This window comes from Bacteroidales bacterium, from assembly GCA_021157585.1.
GTDB lineage: Bacteria > Bacteroidota > Bacteroidia > Bacteroidales > UBA12170 > UBA12170.
On the sequence record JAGGWH010000117.1, the window covers coordinates 1 to 20,028 of the forward strand.

Annotated in this window: 17 protein-coding genes; 10 read left to right on the forward strand and 7 right to left on the reverse strand. The window is 33.5% G+C overall.

What is annotated here, in order from left to right:
• The 4 genes from J7K39_08075 to scpB all read left to right on the forward strand — a co-directional run.
• The coding region (locus J7K39_08075) for a ComEC family competence protein (protein MCD6179846.1) at nucleotides 1–2,010 on the forward strand (2,010 nt) is incomplete at its 5' end.
• Nucleotides 2,011–2,073: 63 nt separating this feature from the next.
• Complete coding sequence (locus J7K39_08080; protein ID MCD6179847.1) at nucleotides 2,074–2,937, forward strand: hypothetical protein; 864 nt, start codon at nucleotides 2,074–2,076, stop codon at nucleotides 2,935–2,937.
• Between the two features lie 37 nt (nucleotides 2,938–2,974).
• Entirely contained in the window at nucleotides 2,975–3,676 is a 702-nt protein-coding gene (locus J7K39_08085) for a phosphoadenylyl-sulfate reductase (protein MCD6179848.1), read from the forward strand.
• A gap of 65 nt (nucleotides 3,677–3,741) precedes the next feature.
• Nucleotides 3,742–4,521: a methylmalonyl-CoA decarboxylase gene (gene scpB, locus J7K39_08090; protein MCD6179849.1), complete on the forward strand. Its 780-nt coding sequence runs from the start codon at nucleotides 3,742–3,744 to the stop codon at nucleotides 4,519–4,521.
• Between the two features lie 12 nt (nucleotides 4,522–4,533).
• Here the strand turns inward: scpB and J7K39_08095 are convergent, their stop codons facing one another.
• On the reverse strand, nucleotides 4,534–5,886 hold the full coding sequence (locus J7K39_08095) for a hypothetical protein (protein MCD6179850.1): 1,353 nt from the start codon (nucleotides 5,884–5,886) through the stop codon (nucleotides 4,534–4,536).
• 570 nt (nucleotides 5,887–6,456) lie between these two features.
• Nucleotides 6,457–6,999: a hypothetical protein gene (locus J7K39_08100; protein MCD6179851.1), complete on the reverse strand. Its 543-nt coding sequence runs from the start codon at nucleotides 6,997–6,999 to the stop codon at nucleotides 6,457–6,459.
• 132 nt (nucleotides 7,000–7,131) lie between these two features.
• Between J7K39_08100 and J7K39_08105 the strand changes: the two genes are divergently transcribed.
• Entirely contained in the window at nucleotides 7,132–8,742 is a 1,611-nt protein-coding gene (locus J7K39_08105) for a M14 family metallopeptidase (protein MCD6179852.1), read from the forward strand.
• Between the two features lie 87 nt (nucleotides 8,743–8,829).
• Here J7K39_08105 and J7K39_08110 read toward each other — a convergent pair whose 3' ends face one another.
• The 4 genes from J7K39_08110 to J7K39_08125 form a co-directional block, all read right to left on the reverse strand.
• A complete protein-coding gene (locus J7K39_08110) occupies nucleotides 8,830–10,980 on the reverse strand; it encodes a bifunctional (p)ppGpp synthetase/guanosine-3',5'-bis(diphosphate) 3'-pyrophosphohydrolase (protein MCD6179853.1) in 2,151 nt (716 codons plus the stop codon).
• Nucleotides 10,981–10,986: 6 nt separating this feature from the next.
• Complete coding sequence (locus tag J7K39_08115; GenBank protein MCD6179854.1) at nucleotides 10,987–11,472, reverse strand: hypothetical protein; 486 nt, start codon at nucleotides 11,470–11,472, stop codon at nucleotides 10,987–10,989.
• Between the two features lie 40 nt (nucleotides 11,473–11,512).
• Complete coding sequence (locus J7K39_08120) at nucleotides 11,513–12,907, reverse strand: aminopeptidase P family protein (protein MCD6179855.1); 1,395 nt, start codon at nucleotides 12,905–12,907, stop codon at nucleotides 11,513–11,515.
• A 233-nt stretch (nucleotides 12,908–13,140) separates the two neighbouring features.
• Nucleotides 13,141–14,505 (reverse strand): HD domain-containing protein, encoded by a 1,365-nt coding sequence (locus J7K39_08125; GenBank protein MCD6179856.1) that lies wholly within the window; start codon nucleotides 14,503–14,505, stop codon nucleotides 13,141–13,143.
• A gap of 298 nt (nucleotides 14,506–14,803) precedes the next feature.
• On the opposite strand from J7K39_08125, the gene J7K39_08130 reads away from it, so the two are divergent.
• The 5 genes from J7K39_08130 (at nucleotide 14,804) to J7K39_08150 (ending at nucleotide 19,401) form a co-directional block, all read left to right on the forward strand.
• The gene (locus J7K39_08130) at nucleotides 14,804–16,003 is read left to right on the forward strand and encodes an isocitrate/isopropylmalate dehydrogenase family protein (GenBank protein MCD6179857.1); all 1,200 of its coding nucleotides are present in this window, start codon (nucleotides 14,804–14,806) and stop codon (nucleotides 16,001–16,003) included.
• 72 nt (nucleotides 16,004–16,075) lie between these two features.
• The gene (locus tag J7K39_08135; GenBank protein ID MCD6179858.1) at nucleotides 16,076–16,444 is read left to right on the forward strand and encodes a four helix bundle protein; all 369 of its coding nucleotides are present in this window, start codon (nucleotides 16,076–16,078) and stop codon (nucleotides 16,442–16,444) included.
• A 53-nt stretch (nucleotides 16,445–16,497) separates the two neighbouring features.
• Nucleotides 16,498–17,049, forward strand: a complete 552-nt coding sequence (locus J7K39_08140) for an HDIG domain-containing protein (GenBank protein ID MCD6179859.1) — start codon at nucleotides 16,498–16,500, stop codon at nucleotides 17,047–17,049.
• 50 nt (nucleotides 17,050–17,099) lie between these two features.
• The gene (locus J7K39_08145; GenBank protein ID MCD6179860.1) at nucleotides 17,100–18,902 is read left to right on the forward strand and encodes a 3-isopropylmalate dehydratase large subunit; all 1,803 of its coding nucleotides are present in this window, start codon (nucleotides 17,100–17,102) and stop codon (nucleotides 18,900–18,902) included.
• A gap of 106 nt (nucleotides 18,903–19,008) precedes the next feature.
• Nucleotides 19,009–19,401 (forward strand): hypothetical protein, encoded by a 393-nt coding sequence (locus J7K39_08150; protein ID MCD6179861.1) that lies wholly within the window; start codon nucleotides 19,009–19,011, stop codon nucleotides 19,399–19,401.
• A gap of 414 nt (nucleotides 19,402–19,815) precedes the next feature.
• Here J7K39_08150 and J7K39_08155 read toward each other — a convergent pair.
• Nucleotides 19,816–20,028, reverse strand: a 213-nt coding sequence (locus J7K39_08155; GenBank protein MCD6179862.1) for a hypothetical protein, incomplete at its 5' end; no start/stop codon positions are given.

Here is a 20,028-nt window from a genome sequence, read left to right on the forward strand (position 1 = left end):
ATATTATGGATATTTTTTCTTAAAAAATATCATCAATATAAATTTCGTTGGATAAACGGCTTTTTACTTACAATTATATTCTTAACTTTCGGGATTATAGCATTTTGGTATAATTCCCCCCTTAATAGACAAAGTCATTACACAAAGTTTGCTGACACTAAAGCATACTTAATCAAAATTGAAAGTCCATTTACGGAAACAGCAAAAACATACAAAAGTATAGGTCGGGTAAAAGCCGTTTTTACTGCCAAAGATTCCATCTGGAAAACAAGTAATGGAAGAATAATACTTTATTTCCAGAAACAGGATGAATTTCCGCTTAAATATAATGATGAAATTATTTACACCTCAAAACTCACTCCAATTCAAGGAACTCAAAATCCATATGCCTTTGATTATGGGAAATATATGCGACGAAAAGGAATTTTTCATCAAATATTTATCAAGGAAAGCGATTGGAAACAAGTAGAATCTCAAAGAAATTTTAGCCTACAATCTTTAGCAATTAAACTCAGAACAAAACTTCTTAACATTATAAACAATTTGCAATTCGAGAGTGAGAATAAAGCGGTGGCAGCTGCTCTTCTAATTGGCTACGACGAATATTTAGATGATAATCTACGCTCACTATTTGCAGGTTCAGGAGCAATGCATATTCTTTGTGTATCCGGATTGCATGTAGGCATTATTTTTATGTTAAGTAATTTTCTATTCGGATTTTTGGGGAAAATCCCATTTGGAAACGAATTAAAAACTATAATTATTTTAGCCATCATATGGTTTTACACTCTAATTACGGGATTATCACCGTCGGTAATGCGTGCTGCTACCATGTTTACATTTATGATTATTGGAAAATTATTTAACCGAAAAGGCAATACTTATAATAGTTTGGCTGCCTCCGCATTACTACTGCTTTTGATTGATCCTAACTTAATTTATAATATCGGTTTTCAATTATCGTATGGAGCTGTGTTTGCCATACTTTATATACAAGCAAAACTTTTTAAATTACTCTATTTCAAAAACATATTATTAAGTAAAATATGGGCTTTAATATGTGTTTCTATCGCTGCCCAAATAGGAACTTTTCCATTAGCAATCTATTATTTTCACCAATTTCCAAATTATTTTCTACTAACAAATCTTTGGGTTATTCCGCTTGCTTTTATTGTAATTACAGGTGGTATAATAGTTTTACTTATTGGCTTATTCGGACTATCATCAAGTTTATTAGGAATAATTGCTTCTAACTTTCTAAACCTAAGTTTAATCAGCCTGAACAAAGGAGTAGAAATAATAAACCAACTACCAAATGCTGTAAGTCATAACCTATCATTGGCTCAATCCGAAGTTTTATTATCTTACATTTTATTATTTTCTGCTATCACTTTAATTTTATATAGAAAAAGAATATGGTTTTTCCCTATGCTCTCAACTGTATTATTACTACTTATGAGTTTTATTTTTACAAATACAAATAATTTGAAATCAGATGTTTGGGTGGTTTACAAAACAAACAGCTGGTCGGCTATGGACTTTATCTCTAAACAAAAAAGTGTGCTTTTAGGTGATTCTGCTTTTATTTTTGATCAACAGAAACAAAAATTTATTGTTGGTGAGAATCATATTAAAAATGGAGTAAAAAAACGAGTCGTCTTACAAAATTTTCAATCAGATAGTTTAAATGTACTAACATTTAAAGAAAATATAATTCTTTTTAATTCTCTTAGGATTCTGTATTTAGACAAGGTTCAAACAAAAAGAAGTTTTAAAACGCCATTAGCAATTAATTATATAGTTATAGCAAAAGATGCAAAAGTAAATTTAGAGGAATTACGTAGCCAATATAGTTTTAATGCGATTATTTTTGATTCTTCAAACCATTGGTGGCGTATTAAGCAACTTAAATCAGAAGCCGATGCCTTGGGTATTTCCTATTGGGATGTTAATGAGAAAGGAGCTTTTGTTTTTTCATTAAACGCCCTCCCTATATCCATCAACACCTAACTTACAGATTTTATTATATTTGTTTGCGATAGATAAAGAATAAGTATTTTTATTTAGATAAATATGACGACAAAATTATTATTGTTTATTTCTGTAATTTTCGATAAGCTCCAACAATATTGGGATAGTAGAAAGAATCATCGATTAGTTGGAAGTCTTTTGGGCGCTTCTTTTATAATTTCCCTTATTATTTCTATTCTAAATACTTTTAACCTACTTCCTCCTGCTATTGCTGCTGTGATTCCCTCTAATAAATTCTTTGCTATTAATATTGCTTTTACTCTTTTGCTATTAGTTGAAATAGTAGGTTTAGTATTCGCTATTGCACGTTCTGTATCCACATCGTTAATAAAACAGTTCGAGATTTTCTCACTAATTTTGCTACGTTCCGCATTTAAACAATTTGGGAATTTGAATTTTGATTTCGATTGGCAGGAAGCATTTGAACCTATATCGGCTATGCTTTCCGATGCTTTTGGAGCTTTAGTTATTTTTGTTATTATTTTATTAATAAGTAAGATTCAAAAACATACACCCATTACATCCGATCCTGTAAACCAAACTCGGTTTATCCTTTTTAAAAAAAATAGTGCCTTACTACTATTTATATTATTTATTATTAGTGGGATTATAGATATCTCGTTATATCTCAGACATGGAGAGATATTTGATTTCTTCTCTAATTTTTATACAATATTAATATTCAACGATATACTATTAGTTTTAATTAGTTTACGCTACAATTATTCTTATTTAATAGTATTTAGGAATTCTGCTTTTGCGGTTGCTACACTTATCATAAGAATGGCCTTAACTGCACCTCCTTATTTTAATGCCGTTTTAGGGATTTTAGCTAGTGTTTTTGGCTTAGGGGTGGTTTATTTTTACAATAAATATGTTACATTCTCCTTACTAGATGAAGAATGAAAAAGCCTATCTTTGCCGATTATAAATACAAAATTGTATGCAATCTCAAATCAAAGAACTACAAAATCTTGTCGAAAATAAATCTCCCGAAGAGATAATTAAAATTTTTATAGAAAAATTTCAAGATAGAATTGCCTTTTCCTCCAGCCTTGGAGCAGAAGATCAGGTAATTACCGATATGATATCTAAGATTAATAAATCTACTAAAATATTTACTTTAGATACCGGTCGTGTATTTCCGGAAACATATGATTTAATAGACAGGACAAGTAAACGATATAAAATACCTATTCAAGTATATTTTCCTGATGCTAAGCAAGTTGAAGAAATGGTTAACGAAAAAGGCATTAATCTGTTTTTTGAAAGTATAGAAAATCGAAAACTCTGCTGTCATATCCGTAAAATTGAACCTCTAAAACGAGCTTTTAAAGGTTTGGATGTTTGGATTTGTGGTTTGCGTCGAGATCAAAGTGTCACTCGTACGGATGTCCAAATTGTAGAATGGGATGAAGCTAATGGATTAATAAAACTAAATCCTATTGTAGATTGGACAGAAGAAGAAGTTTGGGATTATATCAAAGAAAATCGTGTTCCATATAATCGCTTACACGATAAAGGATTCCCCAGCGTAGGTTGTCAACCTTGTACACGAGCTATTGAAGAAGGCGAAGACACACGTGCCGGTCGTTGGTGGTGGGAAAATCCTGAAACTAAGGAGTGTGGATTACATGTAAAGTAAATACTTTAATTAAGGAATGAATATCCATTTCCACACAAAATCTAAGTCCGTTTAAACATTTTTCAATGAGCTTTATTAAAACACATATAGAGAATCAAATAGCTACTATTACACTTAATAACGATAAAAATAAAAATGCTTTCGACTCAAAATTATTAAGTGAGCTTTGTGCTACTTTCGATGCTTTTAAAACAGATGAAATACGAGTTGTAATCTTACGTAATAATACCGAAGCCAATGTTTGGTGTGCCGGTTCCAATATTAATGAATTACCCGAATCGGGTAAAGATCCTCTTCCCATTAATAACCCCTTAGAAAAACTGATGCGCAAAATTGAGGTGTTTCCCCACCCTATTATTGCAATGCTCGACGGAAGTGTTTGGGGTGGCGGCTGCGATTTAGCTTTTAGCTGCGATATTTTAATAGGTACTTCACAAACAAGTTTTGCTATTACAACTGCAAAAATGGGTGTTCCTTATAATGCAATAGGAATTTTAAATTTCCTTAATCGTGTCCCTATAAATATTGCAAAAGAGATGTTTTATACCGCTCTACCTATTACCGCTGATAAAGCTTATAATCTTGGTATTCTAAATCATTTGGTAGATCACGATGAAATAGAAGATTTTACCTATACCTTAGCTCAACAAATTATAGACAATTCGCCTTTAAGTATTACCGTTACCAAACAACAATTAAACCTATTAAGTAAGGCTCGCCCCCTTGATTCTCAGGCAATTGAAACAATTAATAAATTGCGCTATTTGGCCTATACCAGCGAAGATATGAAAGAAGGTAAAAAAGCGTTTTTAGAAAAGCGAAAACCAAAATTTAAAGGTAAATAAATCCTCTACTAATTATTTTATTGTTATCATTAATAGTTTTGCTTTCTTTCCTTTATTAAACAGCAAAAAATATCGTTCCGATTTTTTTAATAATTCCGATGGTAGTTCGCCCGACCATTCGCCACTGACTTTTCCTGCTTTTTGTTCCCATATTTCATTCATATCCGCATCGAAAAGTGTAATTTTCAGTTTCCCCTTTTCTTTAAAAGCAGTAGTGATAGTTGTTATCTCATCATCTATATTTAGTGTAAAATTATTCAATTCTAATGCTTCTGCTTTAGAATCAAGAATACCTTTTGCAGTAGCTTTTGCAATTTCTCCATCATCAAGGGTAGAAATCATTAGCATTTTTCCGTGTGAGCTCCTATCAACATCTGTTGAAACATCAACAATTACCTTTGTATCTTCTCCTTCGTCCGACTTTAAACGTATAACTCTAACATTTCCATCTTCTTTAATCATATGTACATCATTACTAATAAAGATGGCATCGCCTTTAGCAGCTTCTCCTTTAAGTTTTTTAACAATAAGCTGTCCTCCATCCATCTCATAGATTTCCTCTAAATCAGCATCATCACCAAAGAAAACCATATTTTCTCCACCTTTAATTTTCTTAATTAGAAGCCTTTCGCCATCTTTTTCTACCCAAATATTTTGGTTGTTATCTATAGAGTCGCCCTTTATAATAATCTCTCTTAATTCAAGGCTATCTCCGTCAGAATCAACATTCATATTAATAGTAATTCGCTTTTCGCCATCGTTATCAATCCAAATACTCTTTTTTGCCTGTTTAGCATTCATCACAAAAATATTTTCATCATCATCAAAATACTTATGCAAATCCTTCATTTGTGCTTTTAATTGCTCTGTCTGCTCTGCCCATTCTACTTGATGAAATTCTTCCATTGCTTTCTCCAGTTTTTCCATAGCCTTTTCGTTCATTTTCATGCTCTCAAGTTCTATTTTCAACTCCTCTAAAGCTTTCTGAAGATTTTCTTTTCCCTCTTGCATTTCTTCGCTGACAGTCATCATATGCTTTTGTACATTTTCGTTATCAAAATATTCATCCATAATAACGTCCATGTCAATGGTCATCTGTTTAGCATACTCTTTTAGTTCACTTTTCATCTTAGCAATTTCTTCATCCGAAAATCCTGCTTGCTCTTTTATCTGACGCAAAATTTCAATATAATCGCAGTCATAGTCTATGGTAAAAGTTGTATCAACTACTTTTTTGTTTCCATTATCATCAATTACTTCTATCTTAATTTTAGCTTTCTTTTTTGTTTTAGGCTCTTGAGCATAAGAATTTAAACTAAAAATAACTCCTATAATAAAAAGCAAGCTGATTCGTAAAGTTTTCATATCGTTTATGTTTTTTTTGATTATTGTCAGTTGCAAAATTAATATGCCATTTCTACTAATGCTTTAAATTCAGGTTAAAAAAGCTTAAGGAAGGTTAAAGTTATAATTTTAAGTCGCTTTCTTTACTAATTTTGAAACCATGAGAGAAAATAATAATCCTTTAAACAAGATTATGACAAAAAGAAATCTATCATTAACTACAGCCATTGGCTTTATCACTCTGTTTGGTATTATTGCGGAATAAACAGCACTAACGCCACGGAAGTTTTATCGAACGTTCATTTAAGCAAAAACTAACTGACTCAGAAAATTATCTAAAACGTATTTTATTATATATCCACAACAATCCTGTTCATCCCGGTTTTAGCAAACAGGCATCTGAATATTTATGGAGTAGTTATCAAAGTTATATTTCAAGCAAATCAACATTATTCATAAGTCTTTACGATTCTATATTAAAATTCAGAGAAATTGAAGAAAAGCGTTGCTTATAAAAAACCTTTCTCCTACTCTTTTCTTTTCATAATTACAGCTCAGAAAATTAAATGAAATTGTAAATCGATCCGAAGGCTAGTACTTCTTATATTTAGAAATTAAATTCCTTTTTTGAACATAATTTTGATGCTTATTCCTGATGGGGATTACTATTTTCTTTGTACCTAAAATACCACCAATAATTGTGCCCGGAATAGCAAAAAAAGCACCCAAAACAAGAGCTTTATCTTCTGCTTTAAAAGAAATAAATTCACTTTCAGGATCATCGCCACTGGCTAACCCTAAAGTCGCCCCAAACAATGCTCCACTCAGTCCTCCTAAAATTAATCCTCTTCCTACTCTTCCTTTTCTATAGACTTTAATCTTATCAATATCAATGCTTTCAATGTGTACGACTTCATCGTATTTTCCAAAAGCTAAATTTCTTATCTCCAAATACTTATCTTGAACGCCCACTATTGGACCTACTGTTTTTCCTTCAGAAGTATAAACCTTAGCAATATAATCATTGCTATTTAAATCTATTTTTGTTCCCTGAGCATAAACTTCATTCACTGTTAATATGAAAGCAATCAAAATGGACATGTAAATAATTCCGTATTTGAGGTTATTTTTCATTAAGATATGATTTTATATAGTATAACAAATGTAGATAAAATCTAAACACTCCATCTATTTTTTTCTTCTTTAAAAAAGGCTTATAAATTTCCAATGGTTTCATACATTTGCATAAACCTAATTAAACTGATCATGAAAAGCTCCTTATTTCTTTTAGTTTCTATACTGTTTTTAAACCTTGCAGTAGAAGCTCAAGTAAACCTGTTAACTATAGCAGAATCATCAAATTACACTAAAACATCAACTCATCAAGACGTATTAAATTTCATTAAGATACTTGATAAAAACTCGCCATATCTACGCATTGATACCATTGGAAAAACAACCGAAGGAAAACCGATACCTCTATTAATATTAGCAAATCCTATGATTGACTCCCCCGAAGATATAAGAAACGATGAGCGTTTAGTTCTCTATTTTCAGGCCAATATTCATCCGGGTGAAATTGAAGGAAAAGAGGCAACGCAAGCACTTGCACGTGAAATGATTAATAATCCCGACAACAAATATTTTAAAAAGCTGATTATACTTATTGTCCCCGATCTTAATGCCGATGGTAACGATAAAATGAGCGAGAAAAACAGAACAAATCAAAACGGACCAAAATCGGTTGGGGTACGGTATAATGGACAACAGCTCGATATAAATCGTGATGCAATGAAATTAGAAACTCCTGAAATGCAAGCGGTTGTCAGTCAAATATATAATCGCTGGGATCCAGCAATAGTAGTGGACATGCACACTACAAACGGTTCATATCATGTTGAACCTGTTACTTTTACCTGGCAAATGAATCCAAATGGAGACCGCAATTTAATAAACTATATGCGCGATAATATGATGCCTTGGGTTTCTAAAACTTTAAAAGGAAAATACAAAACACTAAATTGTTTTTATGGCGAATTTATCGATCGTGGCGACCGTTCTAAAGGCTGGATATCCTATGCTTCAGAGACACGATATATGACTAATTATGTTGGCGTTCGTAACCGACTTTCTATTTTAGACGAAAATTATGTTTATGCCGATTATAAATCGAGAGTTTTAGGCTCACATAATTTATTATTATCGATAATGGATTTTGCAGTTGATAATAAAGATGAAATTAAAAATATTTTGGCTAAAGCCGATGAAAGAAATCTCCTTCGTGGTTTAAATACTACAAAAGCAGATTCGTTTGCATTAAAATATAAAGGTTACCCAACACCAAAACTTGCTACTATAATGACTTACGAAGTAGAACCTTATAAAGATAAGAACGGGCGGACTCGATATAAGAAAACCGATAAGCAAGTAGATGTTACAGTTCCTTATATTGCTGATTATTATGCTACTAAACAAATAGCTTATCCTTATGCTTACATTTTAAACACGACTAACGAAAAAGTAATTAATACCTTAAAACTACATGGTATTGAGCTTAAGCAATTAAATTCGGATATCGAATTAGAAGTTGAACGCTATAAAATCAGCAGTTTGAAACCTGTAAGCAGATTAAATCAGGGACATTATTTGAATACCATAGAGGGTGAATATATTATTGAAAAGAAAGAATTTAAAGCAGGAACCTACTACATTTTGAGCAGTCAAAAGTTAGGGAGTCTCGCAGCCTATCTTTTAGAGCCGGAAACAGATGACGGATTACTAAGATGGAATTTCTTCGATAGATACTTGGTTCCTCAATGGGGCAGCTATTATTTTCCCTATCCGGTTTATCGTTTGATGCAACCCACATCTTTATAGAACGGTGTTAACTGAGTTAATTTCCGACAAGGTCACACAAGGCTTTTTACAAAGAGTTATAAAAAAGGAAAAATAAAACTTCTTTATTTAATCTTTTCTGTAAACCTGTTCAACACCTTTTATTAGAGAAAGTTTCTCAATCATAAGTTCCAGATGCTCAACATCGTGAACAAAAACTTTAATTAGTCCGCTAAAAACACCACCGCTCGATTGAAAGCTTGAGCTCAACATATTAATACTTAAGTCGTTAGAAATAACCTGAGTTACTTTATTCAACAAGCCAACATCGTCTCTGCCTTTGATACCAACTGTGGTTTTAAAATTTAATTTTTGTTTCTGAGCTTTCCATTGTGCCGGAATTATTCTGTAAGGAAAGCGACTTCTCATATTAGCGGCATTTTTGCATGTAGTTCTGTGAATTGTAATTCCTTTAGAAACTGTTACAAAACCAAAAATACGATCGCCGGGAATAGGATTACAACATTTTGCAAACTTATAATTGATATGGTCAATTTGATCTACTGTAAGGATATCCTGACTCGATTTGTCGAGCTTATCCTCCATTTGCTCTTCGACAATGGTATTATCTTCTGTTAAAACTAAATTCTCCTTTTCTTCGGCTTTGGGTTCTTGTAAAAGAATCTTTTTTAAATCCAGTGGATCAATCTTTTCAAGCGAAACATTCAAATACAAATCGTGAATCTGTTTAAACTTATAATATTCAACCAATCTATCAATAACAGTTTGGTTAAAATCCATTTTCCAATTTTTAAAACGGCGCTCAAGAATTTCCTTTCCTCGACTTATCTCTAATAATCGTTCTTCATCAAGAGCCTTTCTTATCCTTATTTTTGTACGATTAGACATTACAAATTTCAACCAATCGGCACTGGGCTTTTGATTTTTTGAAGTAATAATCTGTACTTGATCGCCATTCTTTAAAACATATTTAATTGGAACTATTTTACCATTTACCAATGCATTTGCACAATGCGAACCAATATCAGAGTGAATACTGAAAGCAAAATCAAGTACTGTAGCTCCTCCACTTAATTTTTTCAGATCGCCTTGTGGAGTAAAAACAAAAATTTCGTTAGAAAAAGATTTAGCACTATTTAAGTCAAAAGCACTTGTTGGTGCTCCGTTCTCCTGTATTGCTTTACGGATTAAACTCAACCAATAATCTATTCCGTCGCCTCCCTTACCTCCTTTATATTTCCAATGAGCAGCCATACCATTTTCTGCTTCATCGTCCATTCGTGTGGTACGAATTTGCACTTCGACATTACGATTATTTTTATCTTGAACAGTTGCATGCAGAGATTCATAGCCGGAACTTTTAGGCATTGTTATCCAATCGCGTAAGCGACTTAAATCAGGTTTATAAATGTTAGTTACAACCGAATAAACATGCCAACAATCAGCCTTCTCTAATTTTGGATCACTATCCAAAATAATACGAATCGCCCATAAATCAAAAACTTTTTCAAAGGGAATCCCTTGTTTTTTCATTTTCGTATAAATGGAATTTATTGACTTAACACGACTTTTAATCTGATAGTTTAATTTATGCTTATCAAGTTCTTTTATAATAGGCTGCAAGAATTCATCTATAATTTTCTGTCTTTCCTTTTCGCTTTCAATAAGCTTTTGCTTGATGCTAAAATAAAATTCAGGTTCATGATATTGAAGAACAATATCTTCTAATTCCGATTTTAACTTATAAAAGCCCAAACGGTGCGAAATAGGAATATAAACTGCTTCAACAAGATTTAGTAATTGGTTCTGTTCTACTACATTATCAATCTGCTTAATGTGTCGAAGTTTATATACTTGGGCTGCTAACTGAATCAGAACAGCGCGCATATCGTTAGAAACTGAAAGCAATAATTGACGATGATAATCGGCTTGACTAATAGCCTTTGCCGTATTGATATTTTTAATATTAAAGCTACCTTCTACTATGCGCCATATAGACTCGCCAAAGTTATCTACTATTAGCTTTTTATCCGGAGTTTGCTCCAAACCACAAGCAAATACAGCACTGATAAGGCTATAGGAAAAAGTATTAAGTTCATCAGCTAAAATATCCAAAACACCTTCTACGTATTTTTTACGATCACTGGTAATTTCTTGTTGACCGACAAATATAGACCAAGCTTTTTCAACTAACAGAGCATGTTCATCACCCTGTATATTCTGAATATAATTTTTGTATTTTATAATTTGCTCGTTCACTGTTTTCTATCCTATTTGCTTTAAAATTAAACGTCCTTTAGTAATTCCATATACCTCGCATTTAAGAAAATTGGGTTTAAAGTCCGGTTTACGTTGACTATCATTTATTGGTATTACTGAAGATATATCACCTTCCGGATCTCTCACTTTCAGCACATGGATATCTTCATTAAACTTATCTTTTTCCTTTGCATGCTCAATAAACTCTACTTCTACAGTAGCTCCCAAACTATATCGTGGATGTTTAGGCTCAAAAAAGACCTTTCCTTTACAATTAACTTTATCAATACGAATCTCGACCTTTTCGCCTAAGGCAAATCCGTAATTCTTATAAGGAGCTTTCTCCATTAAATGCCTATTTCCATAGATATCTTCCATAACATAATATTCTACGCCATCGGGCATTACTGTAGTTTTAACCAACAAAAACAAGTAATATCGGTTTATTTCTAAGTCTCCCTGTTTATTATCTACGTATTCTGATGCTCCCATATTTTGAAAAAAAAGGCTCGATTAAATCGAGCCTCGGTATTTAAAGTTTGTTTGCCATTGTGGCCTCGATTTCTTCTATTGTTTTTGGTATTGGTTTTCCGAGAACTCGCTGCCCGCTTTCCGTTACCAGAATATCGTCCTCAATCCTAATTCCGCCAAAATCTCTATATGTTTCCAGCAAATCATAATTTATAAATTCCGAATGCTTATTCTCAGCTTTCCACTGATCTATTAAAGCCGGAATAAAATAACATCCCGGTTCAACAGTGAGTACTATTCCGGGTTTTAATGCTTTAGCCATTCTTAAATAAGCAGTCCCAAAAGATGTAGCTCGTTTTGTATTCTCATCGTATCCAACGTAATCTTCACCAAGACCTTCCATATCGTGAACATCTAATCCCATTTGATGACCCAGTCCGTGAGGCATAAACAAAGTATGAGCTTCGGCTTTAACAGCAGCAGCAGTATCACCTTTCATCAAGCCGACTTTTTTCAGTCCGTTAACCAAAACACTAGCAGCCAAGAAATGTATATCACGATATTCAACGCCCGGCTTAATAGCTTCAATAGCTTTCATATTAGCATCTAAAACAGCCTGATAAATACCTCTTTGTCGCTCATTAAACTTACCGCCAACGGGAACAGTACGAGTAATATCACTTGCATAATGCATAGTAGTTTCTGCTCCGGCATCGGTAACCATCATTCTACCTACTTCCAAAATATTTCCATGTTCGTGATTATGTAAAGTCTCGCCATGAACACTCAGAATAATAGGAAATGAAACGGGACCACCTTGTGCTAAACTAATACCTTCGATAGTTCCTGCAATTTCACGCTCTACACGACCGGGGTAAGCCATACGCATAGAAGTTGTATGCATATCGTAGGCAATAGCAACAGCCTTTTCTATCTCAGCAATCTCATATTCATCTTTAATTTCACGAATTGCTACTATAGCTTTAATTAAATCTTCTGAAACGAAATTCTTTACCTCTCCGTGTGAAACATTCAGCAAATCAGCTAATTGAATTACATGTTCGCCACGATAAGTAGGTTGAATATGAATTTTTCTTCCTTGCTTTTGAGCATCGGAAATAAAAGTAGCTAAGGCGTTTAAGTTGCCGGTATTTTCAACTCCAACTTCTTTTGCCTGATCCGAAATACTTGGTTGAGGACCCATCCAAATGATGTCATCAATATCAACATCGTTTCCAAAAATATAATCTTTGTTATTATCGATATCCATTAACCCAACTAAGTTGTAAAGGTCGAGGCCAAAAAAATACAAAAAGTTACTATCCTGACGAAAATGGTAAGTATTTGCCGGATAATTAAACGAAGCTTCCTGATTACCAAGAATTAGTATAATCCCTGAATCTACTTTACTTTTCACCTCTTTTCGGCGATTTGCATAAACCTGTGCTTGAAACATAATTATGGTGTTTTATTTTTGCCCAAATGTACAAAAAAAATTAGGGAAGCCTTTAGATTTAAGGTTTTTTAAAAGGCAATTATAATAATGACTAAGCTTTTATGGTATTCAATAAGAGAAAGATTAATCAGAATTCGATATCTATTCTTTTGGAGTTTAACAACCATATGCAAAAACAAAAATATTATTTTTAACGCCAATGATTATATTCTATTGAAATACGTTTAATTGAATCAGTTTTTAACAGCAGTTAATCCAAGCTCAGCTCCTTTTTTAAGCATAAAAGCAAAGGCTTCATCAAAGTTATTTGCTACTTCCCCATCGAGTATTGCATTTCTAATTGCGTCTTTAATAAGTCCTACTTGTCGGCTTGGTTGAATAGCAAATGTTTCCATAATAAGTTCGCCGCTAATGGGTGGTTGCCAATTACGTATGCTATCCTTTTCTTCTATTTCGATAAGCTTCCGGCGCACTAACTTAAAATTCTTCAAAAAGCGTTTTACTTTTGCTTCATTTTTAGAAGTTATATCCGCCTCACATAAAGTCATCAGCTTATCAATATCATCTCCGGCATCAAACAATAATCTGCGCACAGCACTATCGGTAACTATTTCCTGAGATAAAACAATAGGACGCAAATGCAATAAAACCATTTTTTGAACAAAACGCATTTTTTCGTTCATTGGCAATTTTAACTCACTAAAGATTTTAGGAACCATTTTAGCTCCTTTAAACTCATGACCGTGGAAAGTCCATCCTTGGCCATCAACAAAACGTTTGGTTGCCGGTTTGGCAATATCATGCAATAAGGCAGCCCAACGTAACCACAAATCATTTGAGTGAACCGACAAATTATCAAGCACTTCAATGGTATGATAGAAATTATCTTTATGAGCAATTCCTTTGCGAACATCAACACCTTTTAAATCAATCAATTGCGGAAACACATACGAGAGCAGCCCTGATTTTTCAAGCAAATTAAACCCAATAGAGGGTTTAGGACTCAGAATTATTTTATTTAGCTCGTCTAACACTCTTTCTTTAGATACAATTTTTATCCTTTTGGCGTTTCTGTTGATAGCTTTAAACGATTTTTCTTCGATTGTAAAATTTAACTGACTGGCAAACCTTATGGCTCGCATCATACGTAAAGGATCGTCAGAATAAGTAATATCAGGATCGAGTGGCGTTTTAATACATTTAGATTTAATATCTGAAACTCCATTAAAAGGGTCTAAAAGTCTGCCGTAATTATTTTTATTTAAGCTGAAAGCCAATGCATTAATAGTAAAATCGCGCCTTTTCTGATCATCTTCCAATGTTCCGTCTTCAACAATAGGTTTACGAGAATTTAAACGGTAAGATTCTTTGCGTGCACCTACAAATTCTACTTCCCAATTCTTTTCACCTCTGAAATGAAACATTGCAGTTCCAAAATTTTTAAAAACCTTTACTTGCGTAGAAGGGTCGAGCTTTTTAGCAACTCTCTCTGCTACCTCTATCCCACTACCCATAACCACTACATCAATATCTACCGATGGCCGTTTAAGAATACTGTCTCGAACATAACCACCAACAACATAAGCTTCTACACCCATCTCATCGGCAACATCAGAAATAGTTTTAAAAATTTTATGATTTATGTAATCCTTCAACGTAAAAAAAATTAGAATTAATTGAGCATTTGCAAAAGTAAAAAATAATGCCGCTAATTCTTATAAAACTGTACTTAAATGTGATTTATTACTCACTGATTACGCATACTCAGCAACCTAATTATTTATAATCTGACTTATTAAGATTATCTTAATAAAATTAAATGAAAAGATATTAATTCTGTTGGCAATACCATTTATACTCTTTACTTTTGAGAGCATAAAAAAATAAAAACTTAAAATGGGAAAAAGAACAATTGTTACTCTACCCGGTGATGGAATCGGCAGAGTTGTTTTAGAAGAAACATTAAGAGTACTAACAGCAGCAGGCTTTGAAGCCGATTATGTTGAAGGCGATATTGGATGGGAATTCTGGATAAAAGAAGGTGAACCATTACCACAACGTACTATTGATTTGATTGCAAAACATAAAATCGCGCTCTTTGGTGCTATTACCTCCAAGCCAAAAGATGCAGCTTTTGAAGAGTTATCTCCTGAGTTAAAAGAGAGAAATCTTATTTACTCGAGTCCAATTGTTGGTTTACGGCAACATTTTAACTTAGATATCTGCCTCAGACCTACCAAGTCTTATCTTGGTAATCCTCTTAATTTTGTTCGTAGAGGAGCAAATGGTGAAATAGAAGAACCTGCTGTTGATGCTGCTATTTTCCGCCAAAATACCGAAGGTCTTTACGGTGGTGTTGAATGGACTAATCCTAATGATGTAGTATATGGCGGACTGATGACACATCCAAAGTTTGTAAAGAATTTCGGGAAAACGCCTAAAGAAGAAATTTCTGTCTCTACTCGTATTTTTACTAAAAAAAGTACAGAACGCATCTTACGCGCAGCTTTTGAACATGCTAAAAAATACAATTATCCTTCGGTTACTTTATGCGAAAAACCAAATGTTATTCGCGAGACTTCCGGTATGATGTATAAAATGGCGATGGAAATTCAAAAAGCCGATTATCCTAATATCGAATTATGGAACACCAATATTGATGCCCAAATGATGTGGCTGACTAAAAACCCTGAAAACTATGGAGTTATAGTAGCTGGAAATATGTTTGGCGATATTGTTTCTGACGGGTTTGCAGGTTTAATCGGAGGTTTAGGATTTGCTGCTTCGGCACAAATGAATCCTGATACCGGTATTGGCGTTTTTGAACCCACTCACGGTTCTGCTCCAAAATATGCCGATTACGATGTCTCAATCGTTAATCCAATTGCAATGATAGAATCAGCCTGTATGATGCTCGATTTTATTGATGAGCAAGATATTGCAAAAAAAATCCGCATGGCTGTAGCTGAAGTTGTTTCTGAAGGAAAAGTCAGAACCTACGATATGTGTAAAATGGCAGGAAAACCGGATGTAATTGAAAAAGGAGCTGCCAGTACTCAACAAATGGCAGATGCTATTATAAATAAAATGAATTAAAAGTTAAGAATGCAGACTTAAGATTTGAGAGTGCAGAATGTGGAGTATAGAATTTATTAGAGCAGAATTGAAATGGATAAAAGGAGTAGAAGGGAATTTTTAGAGGATAGATTGATTAATTTTGCAATTGCAGTGAATATTGTGATTGAGAAACTTCCAAACACCTATTTGGGTCAGAATTTAGCAAACCAAATTTCTCGTGCTTCAACTTCTCCTGCATTAAATTATGGTGAAGCTCAGTCAGCTGAATCTACTAGAGATTTTATTCATAAAATGAAAATTGGATTAAAAGAACTTAGGGAAACATTGATTGGGATAAAGATATTTGATAGAGCAAATATGGTTGAGAATAAAGATGAAATTAGAAATCTTAAAGATGAGGCAAATGAGCTTATTTCAATTTATGTTGCTAGTATTAATACTGCAAAAAAAAGATTGTAGCTTTTTGCCTCTGCACTCTTAACTCTGCACTCTTAAATCAAAAAAATATAATTATGACAAAAGAAGTATACAATCTCTGGCCGGAACTAAACTGGATAAAAGATGAAGACTTACGCAATAAAACAGCTAAAACCTGGGAGTTGGCATTAGAGAGAAGTGTTTTAACACCGGCGGATTTAAACCGTATTCCTTTCACACTATTGGTTGGCCCCGATTTAAAGGTTACTTTTATGGATCATAAACGCTCTGTTGTGCATATTGCACGTGATGCAGGAAATAAAATAAATGAAATGTATCACGGTGAGCTTACTGTTGATATGGACGTTTTACTTGCAGGTGCTATTTTAGCCGATGTTGGCAAACTTCTCGAGTATGAATTGGATAAGAATGGCAATGCTGTTCAAAGTAATTACGGGAAATATCTTCGTCATCCTTTCTCCGGAGTTTCTATTGCAGAGCAAGCAGGGGTTCCGGCAGAAGTTTGCCATATTATTGCAGCTCATGCCGGAGAAGGAAATATGGTTAAAAGATCAACAGAGGCTTATATTGTTCATCATGCCGATTTTATGACTTTCCTGCCTTTTAAGGAAAGGCTCAAGGTTTAATTCTTTTTACTTTCGATCTAATTTCTAAAACTAAAAAAACGCAAAATAAGATGAATATAATTGAAAAGATAATTGCTAATCACTCAAAATACGATATTATTAAGCCTGGAGATATTGTAGATATTGAAATTGATGCTCGGGCTGCACGCGATTTTGGCGGTCCAAATGTGGTTAAAACCATGATAGAAAAAAATCTTACTCTCGACGATCCATCAAAAACCTTTTTCACTTTTGATACCAACCCCACAGGCTCCGATCAAAAATATGCTGTCAATCAGCAAATTGTAAGAGTTTGGGCACGAAATAATGGTGTAAAAGTCTACGATATCAACAATGGAATAGGAACACATACTATGATTAACGATGGTTTGGTAGTACCCGGGGCAACAGCTGTTACCACCGACTCGCACGCAAATATATTAGGTGCTATCGGAGCATTTGGACAAGGAATGGGCGATCAGGATATTGCAGCAGCATTTAATAGTGGGAAAGTATGGTTTAAAGTCCCGGAATCCATTAAATTAATTATCAATGGTTTTCCGCCCAAAAGCGTTACTGCTAAAGATATTGTTTTAAATTTATTAAATGAGTTTGGTGCTAATACTTTATTGGGTTATTCCGTTGAATTATATGGTGAACTTATTGACAGTCTGAGTCTTTCCGATAGAATTACTATCGCCAGTATGGGAACGGAAATGGGTGTAATAATTCTGCTCTTCCCTCCTAACGATGAGATAATGGCTTTTTCTGAAAAAGCTTGCGGAAGAAAACTAAAAAGAATTGCTGCTGATGAAAATGCTGTTTATGCAAAAACTATCGAAATAGATGCAACTACGTTTGTTCCTATGGTTTCTCGTCCCGGAGCACCTCATGATACCATTGCTATTCCCGAAGAAGATAAAATTAAAATCGACTCTGCCTTTATAGGGAGTTGTACTAACGGACGTATAGAAGATATGCGCGAAGTAGCACGGATTTTAAAAGGAAAGAAAGTAGCACCCGGGGTTGTACTAAAGATTGTACCTACTACCGATAGTGTTTGGAGGCAAGCAATGGATGAAGGTTTATTTACCATCTTTAAAGACGCAGGAGCATTAATTTCAAACGCCGGTTGTGCAGGCTGTGCAGCAGGACAAGTGGGTCAAAACGGACCCGGAGAAATCACTGTAAGTACCGGTAACCGTAACTTTCCCGGAAAACAAGGAAAAGGAAGTGTATATTTAGCATCGCCTACTTCCACAGCCGCTTCAGCAGTTGCGGGATATATTACCGATGAGCATCATATACCCAAAGTTCCATTAACTTTTCATCCTGATGAAAAATTAAAACGCTTAGAAAAGGCATCAAGCGATGAACAAATTGTAGAAAAACCAAAAATAATAGAAGGTCGTGTTTGGTATATTACCGAAGACAATATAGATACTGATATGATTTTCCATAATCGCTATTTATCAATAACCGATATTGAAGAAATGGGACAATATACCTTTGATAATTTAGAAGGATATAAAGACTTTTCGAGCAAGGCTAAAGCAGGAGATATTGTAATTGTTACTAAGAATTTCGGAAGTGGAAGTTCTCGGCAGCAAGCGGTAGATTGTTTTAAATCACTTGGCATTCAAGCTATTATAGCAGAATCTTTTGGGGCAATCTATGAGCGAAATGCTATTAATGCTGCCTTTCCCATTATGACTTATAAATCTGTTGAAGCTTTAAAATTAAGTGATGGCGATACTATTAGGGTTAATTTTGAAAATGGTCTTATTGAAAATATAAGTAAAAATACAAAAGTTAAAGTAAATCCTTTTTACGAAGTCCAAATGGAAATCTATCAACAAGGCGGATTATTTTAATCAAAATTGAATTTTAATTGAGAGCGACTTCCACTTGGATTGTCGCTTTTTTTATTTTAGCGAATATTATTTTTTGTACTTTAGAACTTTAAAAATAGACACACCTATGCTTAGTCATCATTTTTATACCGCATTTGGAAAATTACTTTATGCTATTGCTATCTCCGACAATCAAGTCCAAGAAGAAGAGATTGAAGAAATATATATAATTACCCGTCAGCTAATTCAAAAATATTTACCAAATCCAACACAAGAATTAAACAACTTTAATACACTATTAGTCGAATCAGGTTTCTTTAACGATTTTCAAGCCGGTTTAAATAAAAATGAAGCTTTAGATTCCTTTCTTAATTACTATTATCAAAATAAAAGTACATTCACTCCTGAAATCAAAGAGCTATGCATTAATTCTATAATCCGTGTTGCAGAAGCCTATGCCGGCATAGTAACAGAGGAGAAACGATTTATTTTAACGCTTCAGGAAGCATTTAAAAAATAACTCAAGAATTAAAAAACCTCTTCTGAGTTTTCTGTAGTTCACTTTTTTAAAATCTAAACTTCCCTAAACAGAAGCCTTGCAAAAAGCTTTTACACATAGTAAACCACTGACTGTTATACAAGTATAAATACGACTATTATCATCAGTAATATTTTTTACTGAGTAGCCTGTTTATAAAAGAATTTTTACTACTTTTATCCTATAAAATAAACAGCGCAAATTGACTTAGCTTAAACAAAACAGAAAGTCGAAAACCCTTAAAATTCAACAAACTAGCTTGCTAAAGATTTTCAATACACATATGCGAATAAACTAAATTCCATCTTAATTTTACAATCTCTCCGGCTTTTTTCTATTATTTAAGATTTTCTACTAAATTTAATGTTTTATTTAAGCAAAGTATATATGCCTTTCTTACCTTATCTCCTTTTTGGAATGTGAGTGAGGAGGCGAAGCTGTGAGAATACTTAAGTGATTAGTGAAATGGTGAATTGTTAAGTATAAAATAGTAATTAGCGAAGTAAAAGAAACCCACTTAACCAACTCACCCACCTCACCCAAACAAAGCGAGTAAATAAACAATGTCACCCCAACAATTAAATACATTAATCGAACAAGGCGAAGGAC